The sequence below is a fragment of the Guptibacillus hwajinpoensis genome, from assembly GCF_020524165.1.
Classification (GTDB): domain Bacteria; phylum Bacillota; class Bacilli; order Bacillales; family Guptibacillaceae; genus Guptibacillus; species Guptibacillus hwajinpoensis_D.
In genome coordinates this window covers 298,894-322,959 of record NZ_JAIVKU010000005.1, presented here as the reverse complement: position 1 = coordinate 322,959, position 24,066 = coordinate 298,894, and the positions used below count along the sequence as shown (strand labels likewise).

28 protein-coding genes and 1 other RNA gene are annotated in these 24,066 nt (G+C 40.1%); 23 read left to right on the top strand and 6 right to left on the bottom strand.

The window, feature by feature from the left end; all coding sequences use genetic code 11:
* Window positions 1-12 precede the first annotated feature (12 nt).
* Window positions 13-1,452 carry an MDR family MFS transporter gene (locus LC090_RS14660; RefSeq protein ID WP_226658773.1) on the top strand — a complete coding sequence of 480 codons (1,440 nt, stop codon included), beginning with the start codon at window positions 13-15 and terminating at the stop codon, window positions 1,450-1,452.
* A 154-nt stretch (window positions 1,453-1,606) separates the two neighbouring features.
* Window positions 1,607-1,771: a hypothetical protein gene (locus tag LC090_RS14655; RefSeq protein ID WP_226658772.1), complete on the top strand. Its 165-nt coding sequence runs from the start codon at window positions 1,607-1,609 to the stop codon at window positions 1,769-1,771.
* A gap of 30 nt (window positions 1,772-1,801) precedes the next feature.
* Here LC090_RS14655 and LC090_RS14650 read toward each other — a convergent pair whose 3' ends face one another.
* A complete protein-coding gene (locus tag LC090_RS14650) occupies window positions 1,802-2,545 on the bottom strand; it encodes a MerR family transcriptional regulator (RefSeq protein ID WP_226658771.1) in 744 nt (247 codons plus the stop codon).
* Between the two features lie 203 nt (window positions 2,546-2,748).
* On the opposite strand from LC090_RS14650, the gene LC090_RS14645 reads away from it, so the two are divergent.
* The 4 genes from LC090_RS14645 (at window position 2,749) to LC090_RS14630 (ending at window position 5,847) form a co-directional block, all read left to right on the top strand.
* On the top strand, window positions 2,749-3,654 hold the full coding sequence (locus LC090_RS14645; protein ID WP_226658770.1) for an alpha/beta fold hydrolase: 906 nt from the start codon (window positions 2,749-2,751) through the stop codon (window positions 3,652-3,654).
* Window positions 3,655-3,679: 25 nt separating this feature from the next.
* Window positions 3,680-4,240, top strand: a complete 561-nt coding sequence (locus tag LC090_RS14640) for a maltose acetyltransferase domain-containing protein (protein ID WP_226658769.1) — start codon at window positions 3,680-3,682, stop codon at window positions 4,238-4,240.
* A gap of 155 nt (window positions 4,241-4,395) precedes the next feature.
* Window positions 4,396-5,517 carry a histidine kinase N-terminal domain-containing protein gene (locus LC090_RS14635; RefSeq protein ID WP_226658768.1) on the top strand — a complete coding sequence of 374 codons (1,122 nt, stop codon included), beginning with the start codon at window positions 4,396-4,398 and terminating at the stop codon, window positions 5,515-5,517.
* A gap of 108 nt (window positions 5,518-5,625) precedes the next feature.
* Window positions 5,626-5,847 carry a hypothetical protein gene (locus LC090_RS14630; protein WP_226658767.1) on the top strand — a complete coding sequence of 74 codons (222 nt, stop codon included), beginning with the start codon at window positions 5,626-5,628 and terminating at the stop codon, window positions 5,845-5,847.
* Between the two features lie 198 nt (window positions 5,848-6,045).
* On the opposite strand, the gene LC090_RS14625 is transcribed toward LC090_RS14630, so the two are convergent.
* Window positions 6,046-6,222, bottom strand: coding sequence for a hypothetical protein (locus LC090_RS14625; RefSeq protein ID WP_226658766.1), 177 nt, complete (start codon window positions 6,220-6,222; stop codon window positions 6,046-6,048).
* 309 nt (window positions 6,223-6,531) lie between these two features.
* Between LC090_RS14625 and LC090_RS14620 the strand changes: the two genes are divergently transcribed.
* From LC090_RS14620 to asnB, 4 genes are all read left to right on the top strand, one after another.
* Entirely contained in the window at window positions 6,532-7,041 is a 510-nt protein-coding gene (locus tag LC090_RS14620; RefSeq protein ID WP_226658765.1) for a DinB family protein, read from the top strand.
* 119 nt (window positions 7,042-7,160) lie between these two features.
* A complete protein-coding gene (locus LC090_RS14615) occupies window positions 7,161-7,760 on the top strand; it encodes a peroxiredoxin (RefSeq protein WP_226659378.1) in 600 nt (199 codons plus the stop codon).
* A 273-nt stretch (window positions 7,761-8,033) separates the two neighbouring features.
* Window positions 8,034-8,429 carry a class I SAM-dependent methyltransferase gene (locus LC090_RS14610; RefSeq protein WP_226658764.1) on the top strand — a complete coding sequence of 132 codons (396 nt, stop codon included), beginning with the start codon at window positions 8,034-8,036 and terminating at the stop codon, window positions 8,427-8,429.
* A 368-nt stretch (window positions 8,430-8,797) separates the two neighbouring features.
* Window positions 8,798-10,705 (top strand): asparagine synthase (glutamine-hydrolyzing), encoded by a 1,908-nt coding sequence (gene asnB / locus LC090_RS14605; protein WP_226658763.1) that lies wholly within the window; start codon window positions 8,798-8,800, stop codon window positions 10,703-10,705.
* 48 nt (window positions 10,706-10,753) lie between these two features.
* On the opposite strand, the gene LC090_RS14600 is transcribed toward asnB, so the two are convergent.
* Window positions 10,754-12,139 (bottom strand): DUF2254 domain-containing protein, encoded by a 1,386-nt coding sequence (locus tag LC090_RS14600; protein ID WP_226658762.1) that lies wholly within the window; start codon window positions 12,137-12,139, stop codon window positions 10,754-10,756.
* Between the two features lie 205 nt (window positions 12,140-12,344).
* Between LC090_RS14600 and LC090_RS14595 the strand changes: the two genes are divergently transcribed.
* The 5 genes from LC090_RS14595 to ssrS all read left to right on the top strand — a co-directional run bounded on the left by LC090_RS14595 (window position 12,345) and on the right by ssrS (window position 14,995).
* Window positions 12,345-12,809 carry a CBO0543 family protein gene (locus LC090_RS14595; RefSeq protein ID WP_226658761.1) on the top strand — a complete coding sequence of 155 codons (465 nt, stop codon included), beginning with the start codon at window positions 12,345-12,347 and terminating at the stop codon, window positions 12,807-12,809.
* An 80-nt stretch (window positions 12,810-12,889) separates the two neighbouring features.
* Window positions 12,890-13,210, top strand: a complete 321-nt coding sequence (locus LC090_RS14590; protein WP_226658760.1) for a DUF3889 domain-containing protein — start codon at window positions 12,890-12,892, stop codon at window positions 13,208-13,210.
* Window positions 13,211-13,343: 133 nt separating this feature from the next.
* Complete coding sequence (locus LC090_RS14585; RefSeq protein ID WP_226658759.1) at window positions 13,344-13,643, top strand: hypothetical protein; 300 nt, start codon at window positions 13,344-13,346, stop codon at window positions 13,641-13,643.
* A 141-nt stretch (window positions 13,644-13,784) separates the two neighbouring features.
* Complete coding sequence (locus tag LC090_RS14580; protein WP_226658758.1) at window positions 13,785-14,699, top strand: AEC family transporter; 915 nt, start codon at window positions 13,785-13,787, stop codon at window positions 14,697-14,699.
* A gap of 112 nt (window positions 14,700-14,811) precedes the next feature.
* Window positions 14,812-14,995, top strand: a non-coding RNA gene (ssrS, locus tag LC090_RS14575) — 6S RNA.
* 151 nt (window positions 14,996-15,146) lie between these two features.
* Here the strand turns inward: ssrS and splB are convergent.
* Together splB and LC090_RS14565 are read right to left on the bottom strand one after the other, a co-directional pair.
* Complete coding sequence (gene splB, locus LC090_RS14570) at window positions 15,147-16,175, bottom strand: spore photoproduct lyase (RefSeq protein WP_226658757.1); 1,029 nt, start codon at window positions 16,173-16,175, stop codon at window positions 15,147-15,149.
* Between the two features lie 11 nt (window positions 16,176-16,186).
* Window positions 16,187-16,447, bottom strand: a complete 261-nt coding sequence (locus LC090_RS14565) for a transcriptional regulator SplA domain-containing protein (RefSeq protein ID WP_226658756.1) — start codon at window positions 16,445-16,447, stop codon at window positions 16,187-16,189.
* Between the two features lie 147 nt (window positions 16,448-16,594).
* On the opposite strand from LC090_RS14565, the gene LC090_RS14560 reads away from it, so the two are divergent.
* From LC090_RS14560 to LC090_RS14530, 7 genes are all read left to right on the top strand, one after another.
* Entirely contained in the window at window positions 16,595-16,795 is a 201-nt protein-coding gene (locus LC090_RS14560; RefSeq protein WP_226658755.1) for a hypothetical protein, read from the top strand.
* 223 nt (window positions 16,796-17,018) lie between these two features.
* Entirely contained in the window at window positions 17,019-17,510 is a 492-nt protein-coding gene (locus LC090_RS14555; protein WP_226658754.1) for a CBO0543 family protein, read from the top strand.
* Between the two features lie 441 nt (window positions 17,511-17,951).
* A complete protein-coding gene (locus LC090_RS14550) occupies window positions 17,952-18,515 on the top strand; it encodes an HD domain-containing protein (RefSeq protein WP_226658753.1) in 564 nt (187 codons plus the stop codon).
* 24 nt (window positions 18,516-18,539) lie between these two features.
* Entirely contained in the window at window positions 18,540-19,088 is a 549-nt protein-coding gene (locus LC090_RS14545; protein ID WP_226658752.1) for a histidine phosphatase family protein, read from the top strand.
* 502 nt (window positions 19,089-19,590) lie between these two features.
* Window positions 19,591-19,836 (top strand): biotin/lipoyl-binding protein, encoded by a 246-nt coding sequence (locus tag LC090_RS14540; RefSeq protein ID WP_226658751.1) that lies wholly within the window; start codon window positions 19,591-19,593, stop codon window positions 19,834-19,836.
* A gap of 219 nt (window positions 19,837-20,055) precedes the next feature.
* Window positions 20,056-21,246 carry a dicarboxylate/amino acid:cation symporter gene (locus LC090_RS14535; protein ID WP_226658750.1) on the top strand — a complete coding sequence of 397 codons (1,191 nt, stop codon included), beginning with the start codon at window positions 20,056-20,058 and terminating at the stop codon, window positions 21,244-21,246.
* Between the two features lie 121 nt (window positions 21,247-21,367).
* The gene (locus LC090_RS14530; protein ID WP_226658749.1) at window positions 21,368-22,120 is read left to right on the top strand and encodes a class I SAM-dependent methyltransferase; all 753 of its coding nucleotides are present in this window, start codon (window positions 21,368-21,370) and stop codon (window positions 22,118-22,120) included.
* 451 nt (window positions 22,121-22,571) lie between these two features.
* Here LC090_RS14530 and LC090_RS14525 read toward each other — a convergent pair whose 3' ends face one another.
* Window positions 22,572-23,267 (bottom strand): bacteriorhodopsin, encoded by a 696-nt coding sequence (locus tag LC090_RS14525; protein WP_226658748.1) that lies wholly within the window; start codon window positions 23,265-23,267, stop codon window positions 22,572-22,574.
* 144 nt (window positions 23,268-23,411) lie between these two features.
* Between LC090_RS14525 and LC090_RS14520 the strand changes: the two genes are divergently transcribed.
* Window positions 23,412-24,038, top strand: coding sequence for a 3'-5' exonuclease (locus LC090_RS14520; protein WP_226658747.1), 627 nt, complete (start codon window positions 23,412-23,414; stop codon window positions 24,036-24,038).
* Window positions 24,039-24,066 lie beyond the last annotated feature (28 nt).

Genomic DNA, 24,066 nt, shown 5'->3' with positions numbered 1-24,066 from the left:
AGAAGGGAGAACATGAACGACAATAATCAATCAGCAGAAGGTATTGGCTCAATTAACAAAGTGCCGCTTTTGATCGTGCTACTATCAGGGGCTTTTGCAGCCATTTTAAACCAGACGCTACTAGCAACAGCCTTGCCTCATATCATGGTCGATCTTGATTTAGAGGCAAGCACAGCTCAATGGTTGACATCCATTTTTATGCTTGTGAACGGTGTGATGATTCCAATAACGGCTTTTCTAATTGGGAAATTCACAACGAGAACGCTTTTTTTAACAGCGATCGGGTTATTTGCAGTGGGAACGGCTATTTGTGCGGTAGCACCAAATTTCCCTCTGCTTATGGTAGGGCGGATTATTCAAGCTTCAGGAGCGGGGATCATTATTCCACTTATGCAAACGATCCTCTTTCTCATCTTCCCAGTTGAAAAACGGGGAGCAGCAATGGGGATGTTTGGTCTCGTCATTTCATTTGCACCTGCCATTGGACCAACGTTATCAGGTTGGCTTGTTGAACAATACCCGTGGAGAAGCTTGTTCTATGTCATTCTTCCGATTGTGATCATTGATTTTATCATTGCTTACTTCATTTTGAAGAATGTAACAGAGCAAACGAATCCAAAGCTTGATCTTTTATCCATTTTGCTTTCCTCATTAGGATTTGGTGGTTTATTATATGGTTTTAGTAGTGCAGGTACAAATGGATGGGCAAGCGAACAAGTCGTGATCTCAATGAGTATTGGGGCAGTGACGCTATGCTGGTTCATTTTACGACAGTTAAAACTGAAACAGCCTGTCCTTCAGTTTAGAGTGTTTCAATATAAGCTTTTCACGTTAACAACTGTTTTAGGTATGGTTGTGTTTATTGCGATGATCGGCGCTGCAACGGTACTCCCACTACTGATGCAAAATATGCTCGGGTTCACCGCGTTTGAATCAGGTTTAATGCTTCTGCCAGGGGCTCTTATTATGGGCTTTATGAACCCAATTACCGGACGGATTTTTGATAAGTTTGGTGCAAAATGGCTTGCCATTATTGGGCTAATTATCGTGACGGTAACAACATTTATGTTTACGAACTTGACCCCTCAAACGACGTTCGCCTATCTTGCGATTGTGAACGCGGTAAGAATGTTTGGGGTTGCCATGGTAATGATGCCCGTGACAACTGCTGGTCTTAATCAGCTTCCGGCTCACCTTATTCCGCATGGTACAGCGATGAATAATACAATGCGTCAGGTGTCTGGTGCAGTTGGGACGGCGCTTCTCGTCACCGTTATGTCACAGGCAGCACAGCCATCTCGTGGAGTAGAAGGCCTTGTCCACGGTGTCAATGTATCCTTTATTGTGGCAGGCATTTCCGCCATTGTTGGGCTCGTGATGGCCTTCTTTATTAAACAACCGAAAGCGGATCAAGAATCGGCTAAGCAAACGAAAGTTGCGGCTGATAATTAATGCAGTTTATCTCATGTTTAAAATAACATGAGAAAGAATCAATTGGCTGAAAACTCTTCCTATAATAAATAGGAAGAGTTTTTTTATGGAGATAGTTGAAACGATCATCAAGCTCATTCGTATAGACAGATAATCATTAAAAAGGAGCGGTTTCATGAAAAAATCAACGAATGAAAGTAAAATGGGAGTAGGGATGGGTATTGGAATTGCAATAGGAGCAGGTATAGGAGTTGCACTTGATAATATCCCCGTTGGAATTGGTGTTGGCATTGCGCTTGGAGTCGCTTATGGTGCTAGTAAAGATCGAAAAAAGGAATAGCTCAACCTCAAAATAGGTTGAGCTATAGTATTATTTGTTTCGATCTGCATACACGTTCATTGCGTCTCGCATAAAGAGCGCAAGGCCTTCACCATATTGGTCTATATTTTTCGTGAATCGCTGATCTTCAATATACATTTGACCAAGAGCTCGAAAGGCTTCAAGCGTATAATGATAGCCAACATGGTTGTTTAGAATTTCATACCATTCATGAATCGCATTCTGTGCTTTCTCTGATGCTGGGGAACCTTGTCTTATAGCTGCGAGTTTTTGATAAATCCTATGAAATGACTGACTAAGCGCATCTTTTTCATTGTTGCTTAAGCTGTTTAATTTTTGAGTGGAGCGATTGACGGCCTCTTCTCCATACTTTTCCCGGGCTTCTTGTTCATATTGGTTTTGCGAAAAGTCTAATCCGTTAAATTTTTCTTTGTCTGTCATGTCGCGTTCTCCTTTCATATGTTGGATTGTATGATCGATCGTGGCGATAATCGTTTCTAATCGTTTTTTCTTTTGATGCAACCTTTTTTTCTGAAAGTGCAGGGCTTCAAGGTGATCAAAATCAGGACGATCCATGATGGTTTTTATTTTCTTTAGTGGAAAATCTAGAGCCCTAAAAAATAAAATTTGCTGTAGCTTTTCTAGATCATCTTCTGTATAAACACGATAGCCGTTGTCTGTCGTTCCTGGTGACAAAAGACCAATCTGGTCATAGTAATGAAGTGTTCGAACACTTATGCCCGTTATTGTTGCTACTTCTTTTACGTGTTTCATACCAAAAGTTCCTCCTTTCCATTTTTACTTTAGAGGGTGACGTAACGTAAGAGTCAATAGGTATTCGCTCTATTTTGTTTAAAAGGTTATTTTTGTTATCCCCTTCATCTAAATAGAAAATGTTATTATTTAGGAAACTGGTAGTGTGTTCCATTGAAAATTCTTATTTCCTTTCACGATATGACAATGATTAGGAGGAGCATATGCAGGAAAAAGCAATGGTTTTAAGTGATGGTAGAAAACTTGGCTATTGGGAATATGGCGATCAGACAGGGACTCCGATTATGCTGTTTCATGGAACACCTGGATCACGCATCTGGTTTTTAGAAGACGATGAACTGGCCAAAGCAAGAGGCATTTACTTAATTTCAACGGACCGACCGGGATACGGCCTTTCGACTTTTCAAAAAAACAGAACGATCCTCGACTGGGCTGTTGATGTTGAGGAGCTTGCAACGCACCTTGGTTTAACACGATTTTCTGTACTTGGCGTATCAGGGGGAGGGCCATTTGCAGCTGCATGCGCCTTTGCACTGCCTGAGCGGATTCACCGTACGGCTCTCGTCTCTTCAGCCACGCCATTTCGTAATGGGAAAGCGCCAAAAGAAATGGCGAAAGAAAATCGAATGGCCTTCTTTCTAACAAAATATTTTCCTTGGTTGATTAGGAAAGCGAATCTTGCGCAAAAGAAATTGTTAGAAAGAAAACCTGCGAAATACAAGTCTTCCATGCTCACTGGGAATCATCGCCATCTCTCAGAATGGGACCGCGAATTGCTAAAGGAAGAAACTCTCATAGACACGAGCTATTATCATGCAATGGAAGCTTATCGGCAAGGAGTAGAAGGAGTCATGTATGAAACACAGCTCTTATCGAAGGAGTGGGGATTTGAATTAAAAGATATTCGAAGCCCACTTAAAATTTGGCATGGAGAAAAAGATACGCTTTCACCGGTAAACGAAGTACGGAAATTGGTAAAGCATCTACCAGCAATTGAAATCACAGTTGTTCCGGAAGGAGGTCACTTTTTAACTGAAAAAGAAGTTCTCTGGGAAGATATGCTAAGCTATTTAAAAGATCACAAAGTAAAAGATGTGGTGTTTACGTAAACGCTTAAAGGTTGGAGATGGTTAAATGAAAACAGAAAAAGAAAAAATGGTTAGTGGGGAGCTTTATCGTCCTGAGGATCGTCAGCTTGTGCAGGATCGCCTTCATGCCCGCCAAATTACACGATTGTATAATCAAACAATAGAGACGGATTTAGAAGAAAGAACGAGGTTGTTGAAAGCGTTCTTTGGTTCAACTAAACAGAACGTCTACATTGAACCTACGTTTAAATGTGATTACGGTTACAATATTCATGTAGGAGAAAACTTTTTTGCGAATTTCGACTGTGTGTTTCTAGATATTTGCGAGATTCGCTTTGGAGATAACTGTATGTTAGCGCCGGGTGTACATATTTATGCAGCTACACATCCGCTAGATCCAACCGAACGCAATTCAGGGCGTGAGTATGGAAAGCCTGTTTTGATTGGAGACAACGTCTGGATTGGGGGAGGGGCTATTATTAACCCAGGTGTTACGATCGGAAACAATGCCGTGATTGCTTCAGGAGCTGTTGTTGTCAAAGATGTGCCGCCGAATGTAGTGGTTGGTGGGAATCCTGCAAGAGTGCTTAAGCATATTGAAAGCTAACAAGACAGAACATTGAAATAATACCTGATTCATTTGACCCATGTGAAGTTCGACATGATGTCCGTTAAATCGTCTGAAAAAACTATAAAAGAGGTTCTTTTTACTGTTATACTTGTGACAGATGACCAATTAATGCGGAAAGGGGTGAATGGGCAGTGGCTGTACGAGAGCAACTACTAGACTACCTTGATCACAATCTAGAAAGCTACCTTAGAACGTGGAAAGAAAAAATTCGAATCTCGGATACAGATGTTCATCGGGATAAAGTAGAGGCAAACGGCATTCTAATGTACCGGCTGGTGCAGAAAAACATTGAAAAGCCAATTAGTGAAGAAAAAATTATCTCACTCGCTCATAAAGTTGCGATCGAGCGAGCAGAAGCAAACGTGAATATTGGCGATTTTATTTATAATGTAAATGCCGGGCGAAGCGTTCTTATGAAGCATGTGACGTATTCGAATGTCCACGTGAATGATTTGCAAACGATATTGGATGCTATTAATGAATTATTTGACCAATTTTCTTATCATGCTGTAACGGAATATACGAAGCTAAAAGAAAATGAACTTCAGGAGAAAATTTCATTTATTGATGAAACGCATCAAGAAAAGCTTTCCATTTTGGGGCAGATGTCTTCTAGTTTCGTACACGAATTTCGAAATCCCCTTACTGCGATCATGGGTTTTGTGAAGTTATTACAAAAAGAGTACCCGTCTCTAAATTATCTCGATGTTATTGACCACGAACTTCAGCAGTTAAATTTCCGTATTTCTCAGTTTCTTCATGTCTCAAAGAAGGAGATTGATAGCGGTCACGAGGAGTGGCTAGACGTCAATGACATTTTTGAGTCTATTCTCGACTTTATCTACCCGAGTATTGTAGATATTGATGTAGAAATCCAAAACGATTTTCCAGAAGGAATCTCCATTTTTGGGCAGCAGGATAAGCTTCGGCAAGTTTTTCTGAATATCTTAATGAATTCGTTAGATGCATTGAAAGCGGAAGGTTATCCAAGATGTATTCACCTATACGGTGAGAGGGTAAACGGCACAGTTGATATTCATATTAAGAACAATGGTCCTAAAATTCCAACAGAAACCCTGGACAGAATTTTTGAACCATTCTATACAACGAAAGAACTTGGTACAGGGATTGGTTTATATGTTTGTCAGAAGATTATTCAGAATCATAATGGGGCCATTAGTTGCAAATCGGACGAAACGGAAACAACGTTTACGATCCGCTTACCTTATGTAGAAAAGAATACGCAAGAATAAACGCTGTGATTGGCGTTTTGAGGGTAGATCCCTTTATACTGTGGATAAGATCCTTTAGTAGGAGAGTACTTCGTATAAGGTTTGCTACATATATGGGAGTGACAAGTATTGATTACAAAGAATGCAGGGAAATTAAGCAAGGCTTACTTTAAATCTTATATGCAACTCGTTATGAGTGCACGAGCTTTTTCGTTAGACGAGGCAAAATCGTTTGCGTTTGATGAGCTTTTCCAATCTGATGAAATGAAAAACGGTAAGGAAACGTATCAGAAATTCACTCAAGCCTATACAGAACTTTTGGAAGAAGAAAAGACACGAGATGAATCATGAAAGGATAGTAAGAGACTCGGAGCAGTCTCTTTTTTCGTTGTTTTGGCTCAAAAGGAGGAGCTAACGTGTTTGGTTGGGAGTAGCCCGATTGGTTTCCGTGGCTTGCTGAAGTAGTTGGTTGTATTATTATTGATACTCAGTGAGTGGTGGATTCAAAGATAGAAAACAGGCCAGGAATGAAATCCTGACCCGTTTTTATTAAAGCATTTTATATTCTTCGTGTCTTACAACGATTCGTTTTTCTTCGTCTTCAGAGTATTCTTCCCATTCAGCTACGATCGTATTGTTTAATAAGCTAATAACTTTAGCTTTTCGATTATCGATTTCAACGACACTACCGATTTCAGGGAGAATGATTTCCTGTTCTTCCTCCATGCAAATCCCTCTTTTCCATTTAAACTGATTTATATAATAACATAATTCATTTCTAATGCCTAACAATCTGAAGAAATTGGTTCTCCTTTTTGCTCAGAAAGCCAGATAAGCTCGTTATTGATTCAATCGGAAGAGAAGAGGGAGGTTTTTCTACTCATATTGGTAGGTTGTCTATCATATACTGAATCATAGCCTATTCTCTCCCCCCTCCTTGTGAGGGGTATTTTTGTGTGTAGGAATTGTTAAAGAAAACAGGCATTTTCTCTCTTTTTTGTTGTTGGAATGAGATGTAAAATAGGGAGGGAGAAAATGAATACATATTCAGGAGGTTATGAAATGTTTCGATCACTTGAAGATTTTGTTCCAACATGGGAACGGGAAACAGCACAAACAACTAAGTTATTGAGTCACTTAACAGATGAGTCTCTTTCACAACAGGTTGCGCCAAATCATTTTACGCTTGAGAAATTAGGCATCCACTTATCGCAGGCAATTACGTATATGATGAGCAGTGCTGGACTTGATTTAGCTCCATTAGAAGAGCGTGAGTCATACAACGCCAAGGAAATTGCGGCATTGTACAAGCAGACTGCTGAGGGTTTTGTTCGGGTGCTACAAGAGCAATGGAGTGATGAGAAATTATTAGAAACGACAACGTTCTTTGGTAGTGAAACGACTTATGGCAGTATCCTACTTCTATTGCTTCAGCATCAGACGCATCATCGAGGCCAAATGACGGTTTTGATGCGTCAGGCAGGTTTAACGGTCCCTGGAATGGTAGGGCCATCCCGTGAAGAATGGGCAGCAATGAAAGGATAAGGATCGAGTTATAAAGAGGCTTTCTCATTTTAGAGAAAAGCCTCTTTTGTTTAGACGTAAGAAAAAAGACAATAAACCCACTTTCTTCACATATACTGCCTGTGAAAAGAGGTGGAAATGTGGAGAGTGAGAGGCAAAATCATCTTCCAAACTGTGCACAAACGAACGATCCGGCCCCTTTATTTCGAGCTGAAGCTTATGACCCCATCAATAAGAAAATAAAGGAAATAAGTCTTGAGGATTATAAGGGAAAATGGGTTATTCTCTTTTTCTATTCAAGTGATTTTACATTTGTTTGACCAACAGAACTTGCAGCGGTCGCTGCTATTCATCCTGAGCTTCAGGCAATGAACACCGTCGTATTGGGAATTAGTACCGATAGCGTGTATGCCCATAAAGTATTTACAGAGGTTTCGCCTGCCGCATCTAAAGTGAATTATCCTCTTGTTAGTGATCGAAATCATCGAATCAGCCGGGACTACCGTGTCTTAAATGAAGAGGCAGGTGCGACGTATCGAGGAACGGTGATTGTTAATCCAGAAGGCGTAATTGTTTCAAAAATGATGTATCCTGTTGAAGTTGGAAGAAATGCATTTGAAATTCTACGATTAATGCAGGCGCTACAATACAATCAAAAAACAGGAGAAGCCGTACCGGCAGATTGGGTCCCAGGTCAACCGGGTATCCCGCGTCGGTCAAGGTATATTGGAAGAGTATGAGCGGAGCCATTTCAGGCTCTTTTTCTATGGAACGAATAACGGTTGTGATCCGTTACATGTCATTATGAAGAAATGGTGCCTTCTGATTGCATGTTAGAAGTTGGGAAAGAAAGGGAAGATTACACGTATCGATCTCATACGAAATAGTCCTTTAAATGTGCTAGTTCTTCAGAAAACAACCGTTGGCAATGGCGTCATAAGCTGTTAGCTACAGCTAGCGGAGATAGTTTAGAACTATCTGAAGGGAGGGCATAAACTTTCCAATCTATCAAAATGTTACATCACTATGCAAGAGAGGCTGCAAAAGAAACCACCTATCCATGTGCAGTTCTGCTTAAGGATGTGGAGAAACTTGATTTTGAAGGAAACAAGTTAGATACTGTCGTCCCAATGTTATCTATGTGTTCTTATTCACACCCAGATTTTGTTCTAGAACAAATGGCGAAATGGTGTAAACCAGGTGGGCAGGTTTTGTTGTTAGAACATGGCGTAAGCACAAAACCCATCATCGCTAAAATACAGAAAAAACTAGATCCGCTCTTATCAGAGAGGATTGGCTGTCATGTTGATCGAGATATGTTGGAAATGGTGAAGCACTCAAGTATACACATCACCAAGATTGAGAGTCACTTCTTTGGAATGTTTCATCTCGTTTTTGCAAAGGTGTAAGCGGCGCCGAAGTGGAAACGAGTCGAGATTATAGCTAATTATGTCGAAAGATGACTTGTTTTAGGAAGCGGTTACGCTAACTTCTGTATTGTGATTTAATAGAAGAGGTGACGTTCAAAAACGGTTTCATCTCGAACCTTAGAGCGTCTTCTTATTTAAACTTTCAATGGTAATGAAATAGTTTTCTGCTCCTTACTCGCTGGAAAATGAAACCTTTCACGTGATTAAAACGTTTAATAAAGTGAATGTTTTAAATAGAGGTTAGGGCAAATAAAACAAATAATGACCTTTTGTAACATAAAGGTTACTTTTTATTACAAAAATGTTACAATTGGTTTATTAATCTAAAAGAAAGTGTGGCTAGGATTATGTGTGGTTTTGTTGGCGTATTACGTACAGAACCAGGAAAAACGGATCATCATGATCATGCTGATTTTGTAAAAAGAAATCAAATTATTACGCATAGAGGCCCGGATGATGAGGGCTATTATACAGATGAATCAATTTCTCTTGGTTTTAGAAGACTAAGCATTATCGACCTTGAAAGTGGACACCAGCCTTATCACTATGAAGATAAGCGCTACTGGATGGTTTTTAATGGGGAAGTTTATAACTATGTAGAACTTCGTGAACAGTTGAAGAAAGAAGGTTTTTCATTTCAAACGGAGTCAGATACCGAAGTGGTGCTCACTCTTTTTGTTCATAAGGGTGAAAAAGCTTTCTCTGAACTAAGAGGGATGTTCTCGATCCTCATTTGGGACAAGCAGGAGAAGAAACTAGTTGGCGCTCGTGATCCTTTTGGGATTAAACCACTCTATTATAGGCAAACAGATGAAGACATCATTTTTGCTTCTGAGAAAAAAAGCATTACGATGATTGACCAGTTCGAAGCCGTGAATCCAGCAGCTCTGCAGCATTACTTAAGTTTTCAATATGTGCCAGAACCACTAACGATGACAGAGGGAATAAAGAAACTTGAACCTGGTCATTATTTTGTAAAAAAACAACATGAACCGATGATATTAAAACGTTATTTTCATGCCACATTTAGCCCTACAACAGCTGAACGAAATTGGGTGAAGGATATTCAAAATGTCCTTTACGATTCCGTTAATATGCATATGCGAAGCGATGTGCCAGTTGGTTCTTTCTTATCCGGTGGAATTGACTCATCTATTATCGTTTCCATGGCCAAGAAATTCAATCCGCAAATCAAAACATTTTCTGTTGGATTTGAACGAGAAGGCTATTCTGAGGTTGATGTCGCGAAGGAAACGGCAGATAAGCTTGAAGTTCCAAACTATTCGTACATGATTTCAGCAAAGGAGTACGTTCAAAAACTTCCAAAAATTATGTGGCATATGGATGATCCTCTAGCAGATCCAGCATGTGTTCCGCTTTATTTTGTTGCTCGCGAAGCGCGCAAACATGTGACGGTCGTGTTATCAGGAGAAGGGGCGGATGAGCTTTTTGGTGGGTACAACATTTACCGAGAACCCGATGCACTTCGTTTGTTTCAGCCAATTCCTGGTGTGATGAAGAAAATGGTCAATCGTGTAGCGAACGTACTACCTGAAGGGATGAGAGGAAAGAGTTTTCTTGAACGTGGCTCAACTCCTCTTTCAGAACGCTATATTGGAAATGCGAAGATGTTTGAAGAGATGGAAAAGGAAAAGCTCCTTACCACTTACTATCAGAATGAGCATTATCAAAAAATCACAAAGCCTTTTTATCAAAATGTGAAGCGTGACAACCCGGTTAATCAGATGCAATACATCGATATTCAAACATGGTTAAGAGGAGATATTCTTCTAAAAGCGGATAAGATGACAATGGCAAATGCTCTTGAACTACGTGTTCCATTCTTAGATAAAGAAGTGTTCCGCGTCGCTCGGGAAATCCCTGTTCGTGAAAAAATAGCAGACGGAACGACAAAATCCATACTACGGAAAGCTGCTCGTGGGATTGTACCGGATCATGTTCTCGATCGGAAGAAACTTGGTTTTCCAGTGCCAATTCGTCATTGGTTAAGAAATGAATTATATGAATGGGCAAAGCAATTGATTCATGTGAGTGAAACCGATTATTTAATCGATAAAACAGTTGTGGTGAAGCTTCTACAGGCGCACAAAGCTGAAAAAGGAGATTACTCCCGAAAAATATGGACCGTGCTTATCTTTATGCTATGGCACCAGATTTTTGTAGAAGGCGTTTATTCGTTTGAAGAGCTTCAAAAAGAAGATGAAATTGTAAGCAAAGTAGCGACATATCGATAGTCAAAAAAGGTGACCTGTCATGGGTCACCTTTTTTAAAGTCTTTATATTTAGGAGTGCTTTTTTTCAATTTCAATAAGGCGTTTCTCAATAGGTTCATAATCATCTTGATGACCTGTGAAGACGGCAAGATCATAAAGCCGGCTTAATAAGTAGTCACGGTCGAGGTGGTAGATAAACTCCTTTGGAATATGATCCATTGAATTTTTAGCGAAATCCCAAACAACATCCAGTTTGTCTTTGCTAATGGACTGGGCAACCATGCTCAGGGCGGCAATGATTTCAGTAATAATTGGGTAGTTATCCCCTGCATAATGTCTTAAATAACCAAACCCCCGATATAGATAATAGCTAAATTCTTCTGCGTCCATGACAACTCTTACTTGTTTTTCATGATCGGCAAGATAAGGGGTGAAGGTAATGTCTCGCTCTACTTCAAGAAGAAGATCGGCCATTTGATGGATAACCGTAATCGCTGTTTGAGGATCATCATTCCCTAACGACTTGACACCAATTTCAGAGAGTTTGGTCATCCCCATCTTTAAATCTTGAATTTCTGTTTCTTTATACCCCAGTTCAATGTGCTGGCAGTACTTCTCAACGTTCACGCGTTCAGCACCAGCTCCCCAGTAAGAAAAGTAGCGATTCCCTTTTAAGACGTAATCTCCCACTTTATTATGAAGTTTAATAATGATTTGATCTTTTTTTGCTTCATCAATCATCGCTTTAAAATCAATAAGCTGAATGTATCCTGAGTCGGGAGCGGTAATCAATGTTTCGGTTTCTCGTTCTTTTTCCATTAGATCGCCAGGATCTTCGCAACGAAATTGTTCAAGATCATTACGGAGCGTTTCTCTTACAATGGAAATGGATTCTTCCTTCATATTTGTAGTAATGTTATGTACCTGCATCCAACTTGTTGCGTGGTTGATAAAGAAGATAAACGTCACGACCGTTATAAATGCAAGGAATACTGTCATCCCAGGAATGGCCACGAAATATTCGTCTTCTTTGCTTGTGATAAATAAAAAAATGACAAGGACGTAAACAAAGCTACCGTGAAAAATACCGATAAAGTGCTGAGTGGTTCGATCAGCAACGAAATTAAGGAGCATTCTTGGAGAGAATTGTCCGCTAAATGTCGTTAAAACAACGAGCAACGAGTTTAGCGTAAAGGCACTTAGCGTTAAAATCCCACCGATGAGAGCACTAACGAGTAGTCTGGTCGGTTGCGCTGTCGTTCGGATCATGTTTGGCGTGTACTGAGAAAGTTCGAGAACTAAATCCAAATATAAGCTAGCCGCAACAAAAACAAAGGCGCCTAAAATATATAAGCCTGGCATATACCAGAGCGTTGCCTGAAGTTCATGTTTTCGAATACGCTTTGACATCTCAAAATACTTCCGCAGCTGCCATGGTAACAGTTTCTTGGTCATGACTGGAAACTCCCTTCAAATTCAATGGTGAACACTTTAGAATTCCCCTAAGAATGTGTCATTAAACCGAGAAGGAAAAAAACAAATCGATGTTTCGTGTGAAAGAAGGCATATTTCTCTTCAATGTGCTTACATGCTCATGCATAGGTTTCTAAGTGCAAGGAGATAATTGAAGGATAGAGGAAGACAACGAAGGTGATAAACAATGATGGTTGAAAAAACAATGCTCTGGCTATTAGCTCTAATAGGGGTGGGGTTGTTTGTATTCAGTATGCGAAAGCCACCAATAAAAGAGTGGCTTCTCTTTTTTTTACTTACAAGTTATTTTTCTTCTATTATTGGAGTCATTGTGGTAGAAGAAGGAATGCTTACCTATCCTGTGAATTTATTTAATCGCCATTTTGATTCTAGTCTTACATATGAGTATGTGCTTTTTCCGGTGTTAGGCGTGTATTATTATCAGTCGACTTTTCGTTCAGGGTGGATCGGTTATGTTCTGAAGGCTGTCATTTACTCTGGAATTATCACAATCACCGAATTCTTTCTCGAAAAATATACCGACTTAATTCACTATGAGAGCTGGACCTGGTACTATACCTTTTTGAGCACACTGTTATTGTTGCTTATCATAAGAATCATCGTCAATTTTATACCTGGTAGGGATCAATAGACGTAACGTTGTCATGATGCATGTTTTTTATAAAAGGAATGAATACTATCTTCAGAGTACTCAGAATGGAGGTAGTCGAATTGCTAAGAAAAATGATGCTTTTATTTAGTGTATTGGTTATGTTCCTGTTGCCATCTTATGTTCATGGTGAAGCTCCATCCTATGCTAAATGGGGGAAAATCGCTATTGAACAAACGACGAAAAAATACCCAGATCAACAGGTCACGGACTACAGGTATGATGGAAAAGTTTTTATCTCTGATGTAAGAGAGCAGTATGATTTCGATTTTACGTTAAAACAGAACGGTCAGTCACGAAAAATTCGAGTGTACGTGCTTGTTAACCCTCAAAGTGATGAGTTAATCGATGTAAAGTATGATGAAATTGAAGAATTTCAATGAATCAGGTAATGAAAAGCCAGTCATCAAGACTGGCTTTTTGCTATGGACGCTGTAAAAAAGGATTTTAGCGTGTTAAATCGAATAATAGTATCTATAGATAGAGAGCGATTTTAGCCTATAAGGAGAGGAAACCATGAACATTATTAAACGTAAGGTCGATGTAGAAGCGTTGTTGAAAGCTTTTGATCAGCTTGCCGAATTTGATCATCTGGGTCAAAAACATTATTTTGTTTTTGAGGATACTGAAAAAGATGGTCAATGTACTGTTATGAAATATCCGAACGCCTCCTTTTCTATCCATTGTAAAGGCGCTTCTTATTGTGATAGCGATGAAGTGTTTTTAGAATTAGATGAACTGATCGATCTTCTATGGAAACGGCGAAAAGCAGTGAATGCCGTGCTTCGAGATACGCTGAAGGAAAAAGTCTCTTGAAGTCTGAAAGAGAGCCCGTGTATGGTGTTTATTCCGTATGAAGCGATTCCGTGTGTCATTGAGCAAGAGTACTGAAGAGTTTCTGACATTCGTGTAAACTGTAAAGGGGAACAGAATGCAGTTATGAATTGAGGGGCTCTTGTGTTAGGTGTATTTATTGAAATTATTGTACCCGTGTTTATTCTAATTGGAATTGGTGTGTTGCTTCATCGCATTTTTCAATTTGATTTATACACGCTTGCGAAAGTGAACATTTATTTCATCGTGCCAGGATTTATTTTCTTAAAGCTTTATGAAACGACTTTTTCTTTGTCTTTGTTTTTATCCGTGTTGACGTTCTTTAGTATTTTGATTGTGGTTCTATACGTGGTATCCAAATTCATAAGTCGGTTATTTGGTTACAGTAGAAGCGTGAGGGCTTCGTTTACAAACAGTATTTTATTCTATAATTCTGGAAACTATGGCGTACCTGTGAATGATCTCGTGTTTAAGCATGATCCCTTTGCTATGTCGATTCAAGTCATTATCTTAACGTTCCAGAACATCCTTACGTTTTCGTGGGGAATTTTTTCATTAAAAACAGTCGAGGGAAGCAAATTAAGTGCGTTACTTGGTTATTTTAAGATGCCAGTATTGTATGCGATGCTGCTTGGGATTGGGTTTAACCTTCTAGACGTTTCGGTTCCTGAATTCATACTTACTCCGGCAGATTACATTGCTGACTCAATGATTGCGATTGCATTATTAACGCTTGGAGCTCAGGTTGCTCAGCTTCGATTATCGAAAAATTTATCTGTGGTGTACGTAAGTCTGATTATTCGTCTTTTACTTGGCCCTGCGATTGCACTTGGCCTTATTTACGTATTAGGAATTGATGGAGTGACAGCTCAGGCATTGTTCATTTCATCTGCGATGCCAACAGCCGTAAATAGTGCGATCATCGCACAAGAATATGAAAATGAGCCAGAGCTTTCTGCACAAATTGTTCTTGCCTCCACGGTGTTAAGTATGATTACGGTTACCGCAGTCATTTCGTTTGGTCGGTGGTTATTTTAAGAGAAGATGTTCTAGGAGAGGTAGAATGGACATGCGAAGGATAATGGAACTGGAAATCGGAACCATTGATTTTATACGATGGAAGGTGTAGAGTATAAGCATAAGCAATACCCATTTCCTGCAACGCACGTTAACAACGGTTGTCTCAAACCGATGCTAGTTTTCCGGGAACTCTACATCCAGTTGCTGATAACAAGCCGGCCTACTGAGCGGGACGTTAAAGGTAGCTGTGCGGGTACCCACCTGCTTTTACGCGGGCTTTGAGACACTTATAGTGACGACGAAGCGGGTTTGGGTTTAAACTTGCTTATATTCTTGTTACATAGAATGATGAACGTACATAGATGAAAGGCATGGAAGCGATTTGCTTCCATGCCTTTTTTTAGTGTACCCATCTTTTGTTCGACGCCGTTCGAGTTAAATCGGGCGGTGCCAGGCACTGTTTCCTTAAGTAAAGTACTCTAATTTCGCATCGGGGAAGAACTTGTCAATATACCCTCCCAGCGTGTCTTTCATATCTTGCTGCTGGTCTTTTTGGTAAACATATTTTCCAATGCCGTATTTCCCCCATTTGTACATGCGATCTTCTTCTTCCATTTCAAGCTTTGTCATCGGGTAGTTTTTTTGAATCACGCGCTTCGCTGGTTTTGTAAATCGATGCTGAATGAGTTCAAATGTTAAGTCTTTCGTTGCGCTTTTTGGAAGCTTAGCTTCTAGTTTCTCAAACAAAGTAAGATAACCTTCTTTCCAATCATCATATAGGTAGATCGGGGCAACGATGAAGCCGAGTGGATAACCAGCTTCTGCGACTTTCGCTGCTGCTTCGATTCGCTCATCAAGGCGCGAGGTTCCTGGTTCTAGAAACTTAATGACATAGTCAGCATTCATACTAAAACGAAAACGGGTTCGCCCCTGATGATCGGCATCAAGCAGATGATCAACGTGTGCGAACTTTGTTACAAAGCGAAGGCGGCCATGATCTGATTTGCCAAAGTATTCGATCGCTCGCTTTAGTGTATGCGTTAAATGATCAATACCGACGATATCTGATGTACAGGATGCCTCAAACCGAGTAGGTTCTGGTGCTCTCTCCTGCATATACTTTTCGGCCGCTTCGAAAATGTCATCTGTATTCACATACGTACGAATGTATGGCTTACTCCCCATTGTGGTTTGGAGATAGCAATAATGACAGTGACCCATGCAACCAGTGGCAAACGGAATCGCATATTCAGCAGACGGTTTTGATGTATCAAATTTTAGCGTTTTTCTTACACCGACAACCAAAGTCGATTTTGCGACGCGATATTGCTGGAAGTGGTTATCACCTGGTAGATTTCGAACCTGATTGTGTGAGGTCGTTTCTCTAATCTCAATGTCCATTTTTGAGAATTTGTCATGAAGCTCTCGACCTAATGGATACTCTAAGGCACGTGGTTCCATATAGACGAGTTGAGGCACAAATGGCTTAACCAACAAAATTCCTCCTATTCAATTGATCCGAAATATGTGGCATATGCTTGTTCGGCTTCTGCTTCTGAGTGGTAAATGGCAATGTCCGAATCGAGTGGGTAGTAGGTTTCATACAAGAAAAGAGCAAGCTTTCCAGGCTGCTCTGGATCGTTCACAATGGCTGCTTCTTGAATATTCGCTACATTATAAGTGTGAGGATTTCGATACATCACATACACGACATCACCTGCTTGATATCTCTGTCCAGAATCATAGTTTGAATCATGTAAATCCATTTCATCACTCCTTTACGTTCCTCTTCCTCATTGTTCCACAAGACGTTGAATTCCTTTCTGGTAAATAACGCCTATTTCAGTCATAAAGCATTGGGATCGTGCATACGATGTTCTGTTGACTTAAATATGAGGGAGGTGTGTGAAGGCATGTTGAAATGGATAAAGAATTTGTTGCCTTCACAAAGTGTGACTGATCAGATATTCGCTCGCTTTAAGGGGTACAGAAAATGGAGAGGGGGAGCTTGGTATAAAGTTTCTGATCGGGTTGCGCCTAAGAAAAGCATGTGGATGAGAGAAGTGAAGGACCCAACGGCATATTATGTGTGGACTCGTGAAATTTACGATTAGATCAATCCTTCAAAGGCGCTGTTCTCACTCGGCGCCTTTTGAACGATTGATCGACATACTTTGACATAACTCGGGTGGTGACAGGCACTGTTCATGAATAATGTCATTCGAACAACATATACTATTTTGTATAATTATGTAAAAAGACAAGGCGCGGGCGGAATACTTTTGAAAGATGGACGTGCTTTTAGAAGCAAACAATGCTAGCAAATAGGAGAATACAATGAATATTGTTCTTGCCACTGCACTGATCATAGCTGTTTTTTTGAAAAGCGATTGGAAAAATTGGGAACATTATTATCCCGAAATGCTGTATATTGCATTAGCTGCATCGGTTTACGAACTTATTGGGTATAAAGCATTTCATCTGTGGGAATTTAAAGAAACAGCTTTGCTAAGCAAATTCAATGTTCATTTACTTCATAACCTCGTGGTTAATCCAATCGTTGTTTTACTCTACTTGTCGAATTATCCAATACAGGGAAAGAAACTTCTCTATAATCTAAAATGGATCTTGGGGTTTTGGACTGTAGAATGGTTTGCTTCAATCTTACATGTGATTTCGTATCATAACGGATGGAATCTTGTATGGTCACTCCTATTTATTATGGTGATGTTTCCGATGGTTCGACTCCATCACACCAATAAAAGCCTTGCACTTCCTTTATCGGTTGTTATCTCCATCATGCTGTTGCTACTGTTTGGATATATTTAAAGAAAAGATAAGAAACAGAAATGTTTGTTTGACGTATCTACATAGAAAGATGACTTAATGTATGAAAGGAAAAGGCAGCGTTTGGTACCGAATGGTAGCAAACGCTGCCTTTTCCTATGAATGGATAACATCTATACTAAAGGGAATATCAGTAAAAAAGTGCAGTGATAAAATCAATTTGTATTATTTGAATCCATCTTTACTGTGGTAATTGAGATATTGGTCTTTCAAATCATTCAAGCTCTTCTTCCATTGCTGCAATGGTGGATCAGAAGAACGCTTCGTTTAAATGAAGGGGAATTTCTTTAGTCTATTATGGAAAAACAACGGGAGTTGGGACGAAAACAGGTTCTCATACATATAAAGTACAATGAGCGCAACTTTTGTAAGATAAGCGACAGCATGAAGGTTCAATGTTATGGAAAGAGGAGGACTTACAGAATGAACGCTTTTCAAATGATCACCTTTATTAAAGAACTTGAACGTTTAAAAGAGACAACCCGGACGGCATACATGAGAAGCGGCAGGCGAGAGAGTGTGGCAGAACATTCTTGGCGTTTGGCGATGTTTGCTTTTGCCTTAAGTAATGAATTTCCTGAGCTCGATCGCTATCGTGTTCTGTCTATGTGTCTTGTGCACGACCTTGGTGAAGCGTATGATGGCGATGTCTCTGCCACCATTCCAGTGAATCAAAAAGAAAAGATCAAAAAAGAGGAAGAGGCTGTACAGCGCCTTACTTCAGAACTTGGAGAGAGAGAAAGAGCCTCTATTCTTTCTCTTTGTCAGGAGTATAATCGTGGAAAAACGAAAGAAGCCCTATTTGTAAAAGCACTTGATAAAATGGAAACGATCATCCAACATACACAAGGCACAAACCCACCAGGATTTGATTATGAGTTTAACCTTACTTATGGGAAAGAGTACGCAGAATTTGATGAATTAGTAAAATTAATACGCAAGGAAATTGACAAAGAAACGCTTAAAAAAATGAATGAAGATGCTTAACGGCCAACATGAAGGAGAATGCCAGTGAAAATTATACTTATTCGACATGGGAAATCGGCATGCGATTTCTCAAAACGGTTAACTAGTCAGGATTATCGTGAATGGGTGAAAAAATACGAGGAGGAAGGGATCTGTGATTTAGCACCTGAAGATGTACAATTCGCCTTAAGTGAGGCCCCTCTTGTAGTGACTAGTCATTTAAAACGTGCCATTGAATCCGCAAAATCAGCGGATGTGATCCAAAGTGATCCCCTCTACCGTGAACTGGATCTTCCTTACTTCCACGTGAGCTTGCTTAAGCTCAACCCTCGAATATGGACAGTCTTTTATCGTTCCCTATGGTTAAGTGGTTTTTCGAAACAGTCCGAAACACAAAAGCAAGCGAAGAAACGAGCAACATTGGCGGCGCAACAATTAGAGGATCATGCGATCACACATGGTACGGTTGTTCTAGTAGGACACGGCTTCTTTAACCGCTATATTGGGCGTTCTTTAAAAAAACTAGGCTGGCTGGTAGAAGACGATAAAGGATCTGCAAACTGGACAATCCATACGTATATAAAAAATAGATAGGTACGTATTTTTTTATAAAAAAATAATCGAGTGGATTTACTTTGTCCTTTATTATGGTGAAATATTTTTAGGTTTGGAGGTAGAAGTAACGTGGAAAGCTGAAGGCGTTGAAGAGAACGTTAATCATACCGAATGAATGGAATCATGGTCAGTTGATGAGAGCGGTTACGTCATTTTCATCTTCAGTCAAGTAAAGTGTCTTCCAAAGAAAGCATCGCTGAAACGCAACTTCATTTTACTTAACCTGTTTCTAGCTACCATCCTGTTGGATAGTCGAACAATGTTATCGCAGCAAAGCATAAACAAAGAAGCTTTAGAGCCTTGAACGGATTGCTTAAAATTCAAGGGGTTGTCAAAAATAAAAAAGCAGGTAAAATGGACGCAAGGTTCAAGAAATCATCTGTTTAGCATCATAGAAATACAGGCTAAACATATCATGGAAGTATAGAGAACATACTGTTCCATCAAGGAACCATTACATGCTGGAAAGGGGAAAGAAATCATGAATCGTTCAGTGGTCTGTCCATGTGAGGGTGTTATTGAAAAGATCTTTGTCAATCATGCCTCTCGAGTTTATGAGTGGGAGCCTATGTTTGTCATTCGAAACGGACAGGGCAATATCGAGAAAATTACGCTAGGAGTAAGCGGAGAAATTTCTGAACTTCATGTGAAAGAGAATGATCGTGTAACAGGCGGACACATTCTTGCATCAATGAAAGAAGATGATTTTGTAACAGGAAGCGACTAATGATCGGTCCTTGCCGAACACATTTTAAATAGGATTGAAACGAGCTGGCGCAAGCATGTTACGGGCTACCGTAATGCTTGTGCTTTTTTGAACTTGTCCCTATTAACAAAAGTTTCTTTTCAGTTTCTAACGAATTTGTCTTGCAGGATCACCCGTTTTTTAGTAAAGTACACATATATTACACCCCAGATGGACAAATGTTTTTGTATGGAGGACACTATGAAGAAGATTGGACTATTACCACGTATTCTTATTGCCATTGCTCTTGGTATCGTTATCGGAGCTTTTCTCCCAGACTGGATCGTGCGTATTTTTGCGACTTTCAACGGGATTTTTGGAAACTTCCTCGGGTTTGCGATTCCATTAATTATTATCGGATTTATTGCACCAGGAATAGGTGAGATCGGAAAAGGCGCAGGAAAGTTGATCGGAATTACCACATCGGTTGCGTATCTTTCTACGTTTATTGCTGGTTTGCTCGCATTCTTTGCGGCAAGAAATCTTTATCCATTCTTTCTTGAAACGGGTGGAGCTGCATCCGAAATGGCAAATCCGGAAGAGTCATTGTTAAAACCGTTTTTTGAAGTTGAGATTCCGCCAATTATGGGTGTGATGACAGCACTCGTTCTGGCGTTCACGCTTGGTCTTGGTATGGCGGCGATGAAGGGAAACATGTTAAAAGGCGTTATGGGTGAGTTTCGCACAATTGTTGAGAAAGTGATTCGTTACGTCATTATTCCATTACTACCGCTTCATATTCTTGGTATATTTGCGAACATGACAAGTGCTGGACAAGTTCAAACGATCTTAAGCGTCTTTGCCAAAGTATTCGTCATGATCATCCTTCTTCACGTGACAATGCTGTTGATTCAATATAGCGTCACTGGTGCTGCTACTTCACGGAATCCGTTTAAGCTTCTAAAAGGGATGATGCCAGCCTACTTTACAGCTCTTGGTACGCAGTCTTCTGCGTCTACGATTCCTGTAACGTTAAGACAAACGAAAAGGAACGGCGTGCGTGAAAAAATCGCTGATTTTAGCGTACCTCTTCTCGCAACCATTCACCTTTCTGGAAGTACGATTACAATTGTGTCTTGTGCGATGGCGGTGATGATGCTAAATGGACAAGATCCAACATTTGCAACAATTATTCCATTTATCCTGATGCTAGGCGTCACGATGATTGCGGCACCTGGCGTACCGGGTGGCGCTGTAATGGCAGCTATTGGGTTACTAGAATCAATGCTAGGATTTGATTCTACAATGATCTCTCTTATGATCGCATTGTATCTCGCCCAGGATAGCTTCGGTACAGCTTGCAACGTAACAGGTGATGGAGCCCTATCAGGCCTCGTTGACCGATTAACGAGAGAGAAAACATCAATCAAAAGGACAGTGAAAGCTGGATAGAGGTTTCGAATGGGACAGGCACTTGCCTGTCCTTTTTTATACGCCTGCCTTTTACTTCTTCAGTTAAAAAGGATATCGCTCTCATGCTCCCGAATGGTATGGAGTTGAGGAGGAGAGAGTGATGAAGAAAACAATTTTAAATCAAAACAAACAGAGCTGGGATAAAGTGGCGCATCATTTCAATGGCATTGATGCGCTTCCTGCTTATGGTCCTTATGCACAAACAGAAGACGAACTTCAACTTTTTAATGAAGTGGAAAATGCGAAAGTACTTGAAATCGGCTATGGTAGTGGCCATTCGCTTCGCTATATGGCTGATAGGGGAGCTTCTGAACTTTGGGGAGTGGATTTGTCGGAAGAACAAAGAAGAACCGCTGAAAATACGCTATCTGGTTTATCCGCTAGCTTATTTTGTGCGCCAATGGAACAAGAGATCCATTTACCGAAAAACTATTTTGATCACGTTTTTTCGATCTATGCGATTGGCTGGACGACAGATTTAAGAAGGACGTTTGAACTGATTTATTCTTACTTAAAAAAGGGAGGAAGTTTTATTTTTAGCTGGGATCATCCTCTTTATGTGCATTTGAAAAGTGAGAATGGGGAGATCAAGCTAAATGGCTCTTACCAGAAGGAAGGTCTCCATACGTTTGAAGATTTTAAAGGGGAAGGCGTATCGATGACGATTCACAAGGGGAAAATGGCAACGTATATCAATGAATTAATTCAGGCTGGTTTTACCATTAAGGAAATGATTGAAAGTGACGTACCCGAGCGGTATCAAGAAGAAGAGTCCGCGATTTCTGATCGCTACTATTCCCTTTATAAAGCGAGGAAATTTCCAACAACAATGATCATTAAAGCAGTAAAATAGTGACTCAGACACAGAGTTTTAAGAAAGGTCAGCTTTACTTGGAAGAAAATGGAACTTCGCTAAGGTCAATTCGTAACCCTTAATGAGAGTCTCTTATGAAGGGTGTGAATTGGTTTGGTAGTGAAATTTCTCGCTTGTCCTGTTTTTAGAAAAGCAATTAAATGGTCTATGATTGATTCTTTGTTTGTTGCGAGTCTATTACTAGTGGCAATGATCTGGTTACCCGCTTATTTTAGACCTTATCAGGAGAATGCTAGTCGGACTGTTGGAAAGTTTCATAGAGGTTACCCAGGTGAAATTGAGGTACATAAGGGTGGGTCGAGGCACCCGTTTTTTGTCGGAACGTTGATCTTTTGTGCAGTAGGGCTGCTCACTGTCTTTGGATACTATTTTCATATCTCATATAGAATGTCATAGCGAAAAAGAGTGAGAGAGGGTTGTACCTTCTCTTTCACTCTTTTTTCAGTTCCCCCAATTTCCGAAGCCCGTGAAGATCCAGCATCCCAAAACCAACTTTTGAGAATATCGGGAGGATAATAAATGCGAGCGTATCAATGATGCCTTTCGTTAGTCCAACACCAGAAGCCCCAAAGAACCATGCTGTCGGATAGAGAACCCAGAACGAAGTCAAATAAAGTGCCATTCGTTTATAATGCTTTGCCAGTTGGGCATTTGACGCATCCGCCATGCTTTTAAGCGGCCTCCATACAATCACTAATAGTATCACAAGGGCGACAAGACCTAGAAGGTACCAGATGTATTTGGTGGACGCTGGTGAAAAATCAGCGATAAGTCCTGTTACGATCATGAAAACATCCGCTGCAATCAACGAAGCGATCAGCGTGTAATTGATTTTACTTTGATAGAACATCGCGGTTAGAGCGAGCGACAATAGTAGAAGAGGGGTGGAGACAACCCAATCTATATATCTGGCAAAATAAATCGTTTTATCCGGCTTTTCTAACAATCCCTGGCCTAATGCAATCGATAAATAAGCAACACCTGACCATCCTGTAATAAGGATTGCAACAACATACTCATACATGGGGACACCTTTAGGTTTTCGACTGAGGAGATAAAAATAGATGGCACTGGAGATCATCACGATAAAATAAAAAATGTGTAACGCTGTTTCGATTGAATTCATGCTTTTATCTCTCCTTCTTATCGTGTTACTCAGTATTGGCATTGGGGAAGGATTTATACAACTTACAGCGGATGAATCAAATAGCTAGACGAATCAAACGGAACCTTTTAAGATGAAGATACTGAATGATAAAGGAGCTTCGATATGAATTTTGTCGCCTTAGATTTTGAAACTGCTAACTCAACCAGAGGAAGTGTCTGTTCCATTGGCCTTGTGGAATATGAAGATGGTCAACTCATTCGAGAATATTATCGGTTGGTCAAACCGAAACAAAATTTCTTTTCAGGCATTAACGTGAGCATTCATGGGATTACTAAAGAAGATGTAGCGGATGCTCCGGAGTTTGATGTTCTTTGGATAGAGGAAATTAGAGAGCTAGTGGAAGGGAAATTTCTAATTGCTCATAATGCGCAGTTTGATATGAGCGTTCTCCGAGCTGTTCTTGATCAGTATGACCTTCCATATCCGATGCTGGCTTATAATTGTACGGTGAATCTATCAAAAAAGACGTGGACACTACCTAAATACAAATTAAATGTAGTTTCCGATTATCTTGGCATCCAACTCGATCATCACCATGCGTTAGATGATGCAAGAGCGTCTGCCCTAATTTTTCTAAAAATAGCCGAAGCGTTAAATACCAATGATGTAAAAGAAGTAATTGAGAGAACTGGTACAGCGAATGGCGTTCTCTTTGATAGCGGTTATGAACCTGCAAAATTGAATAAGAAGAATACAAAGAAAACCCCTGCACCAAAAATTCGTTCATGAATTTTGGTGAGGGGTTTTTGTTTATCAC

What these genes read in the sequence shown, in the direction of transcription:
- LC090_RS14660 (WP_226658773.1), top strand. Translation starts at nt 13, where the DNA reads ATGAACGACAATAATCAATCAGCAGAAGGTATTGGCTCAATTAACAAA.
- LC090_RS14655 (WP_226658772.1), top strand. Translation starts at nt 1,607, where the DNA reads ATGAAAAAATCAACGAATGAAAGTAAAATGGGAGTAGGGATGGGTATT.
- LC090_RS14650 (WP_226658771.1), bottom strand. Translation starts at nt 2,545, where the DNA reads ATGAAACACGTAAAAGAAGTAGCAACAATAACGGGCATAAGTGTTCGA.
- LC090_RS14645 (WP_226658770.1), top strand. Translation starts at nt 2,749, where the DNA reads ATGCAGGAAAAAGCAATGGTTTTAAGTGATGGTAGAAAACTTGGCTAT.
- LC090_RS14640 (WP_226658769.1), top strand. Translation starts at nt 3,680, where the DNA reads ATGAAAACAGAAAAAGAAAAAATGGTTAGTGGGGAGCTTTATCGTCCT.
- LC090_RS14625 (WP_226658766.1), bottom strand. Translation starts at nt 6,222, where the DNA reads ATGGAGGAAGAACAGGAAATCATTCTCCCTGAAATCGGTAGTGTCGTT.
- LC090_RS14620 (WP_226658765.1), top strand. Translation starts at nt 6,532, where the DNA reads ATGAATACATATTCAGGAGGTTATGAAATGTTTCGATCACTTGAAGAT.
- LC090_RS14610 (WP_226658764.1), top strand. Translation starts at nt 8,034, where the DNA reads ATGTTACATCACTATGCAAGAGAGGCTGCAAAAGAAACCACCTATCCA.
- asnB (WP_226658763.1), top strand. Translation starts at nt 8,798, where the DNA reads ATGTGTGGTTTTGTTGGCGTATTACGTACAGAACCAGGAAAAACGGAT.
- LC090_RS14600 (WP_226658762.1), bottom strand. Translation starts at nt 12,139, where the DNA reads ATGACCAAGAAACTGTTACCATGGCAGCTGCGGAAGTATTTTGAGATG.
- LC090_RS14595 (WP_226658761.1), top strand. Translation starts at nt 12,345, where the DNA reads ATGATGGTTGAAAAAACAATGCTCTGGCTATTAGCTCTAATAGGGGTG.
- LC090_RS14585 (WP_226658759.1), top strand. Translation starts at nt 13,344, where the DNA reads ATGAACATTATTAAACGTAAGGTCGATGTAGAAGCGTTGTTGAAAGCT.
- LC090_RS14565 (WP_226658756.1), bottom strand. Translation starts at nt 16,447, where the DNA reads ATGGATTTACATGATTCAAACTATGATTCTGGACAGAGATATCAAGCA.
- LC090_RS14560 (WP_226658755.1), top strand. Translation starts at nt 16,595, where the DNA reads ATGTTGAAATGGATAAAGAATTTGTTGCCTTCACAAAGTGTGACTGAT.
- LC090_RS14555 (WP_226658754.1), top strand. Translation starts at nt 17,019, where the DNA reads ATGAATATTGTTCTTGCCACTGCACTGATCATAGCTGTTTTTTTGAAA.
- LC090_RS14550 (WP_226658753.1), top strand. Translation starts at nt 17,952, where the DNA reads ATGAACGCTTTTCAAATGATCACCTTTATTAAAGAACTTGAACGTTTA.
- LC090_RS14540 (WP_226658751.1), top strand. Translation starts at nt 19,591, where the DNA reads ATGAATCGTTCAGTGGTCTGTCCATGTGAGGGTGTTATTGAAAAGATC.
- LC090_RS14535 (WP_226658750.1), top strand. Translation starts at nt 20,056, where the DNA reads ATGAAGAAGATTGGACTATTACCACGTATTCTTATTGCCATTGCTCTT.
- LC090_RS14530 (WP_226658749.1), top strand. Translation starts at nt 21,368, where the DNA reads ATGAAGAAAACAATTTTAAATCAAAACAAACAGAGCTGGGATAAAGTG.
- LC090_RS14525 (WP_226658748.1), bottom strand. Translation starts at nt 23,267, where the DNA reads ATGAATTCAATCGAAACAGCGTTACACATTTTTTATTTTATCGTGATG.
- LC090_RS14520 (WP_226658747.1), top strand. Translation starts at nt 23,412, where the DNA reads ATGAATTTTGTCGCCTTAGATTTTGAAACTGCTAACTCAACCAGAGGA.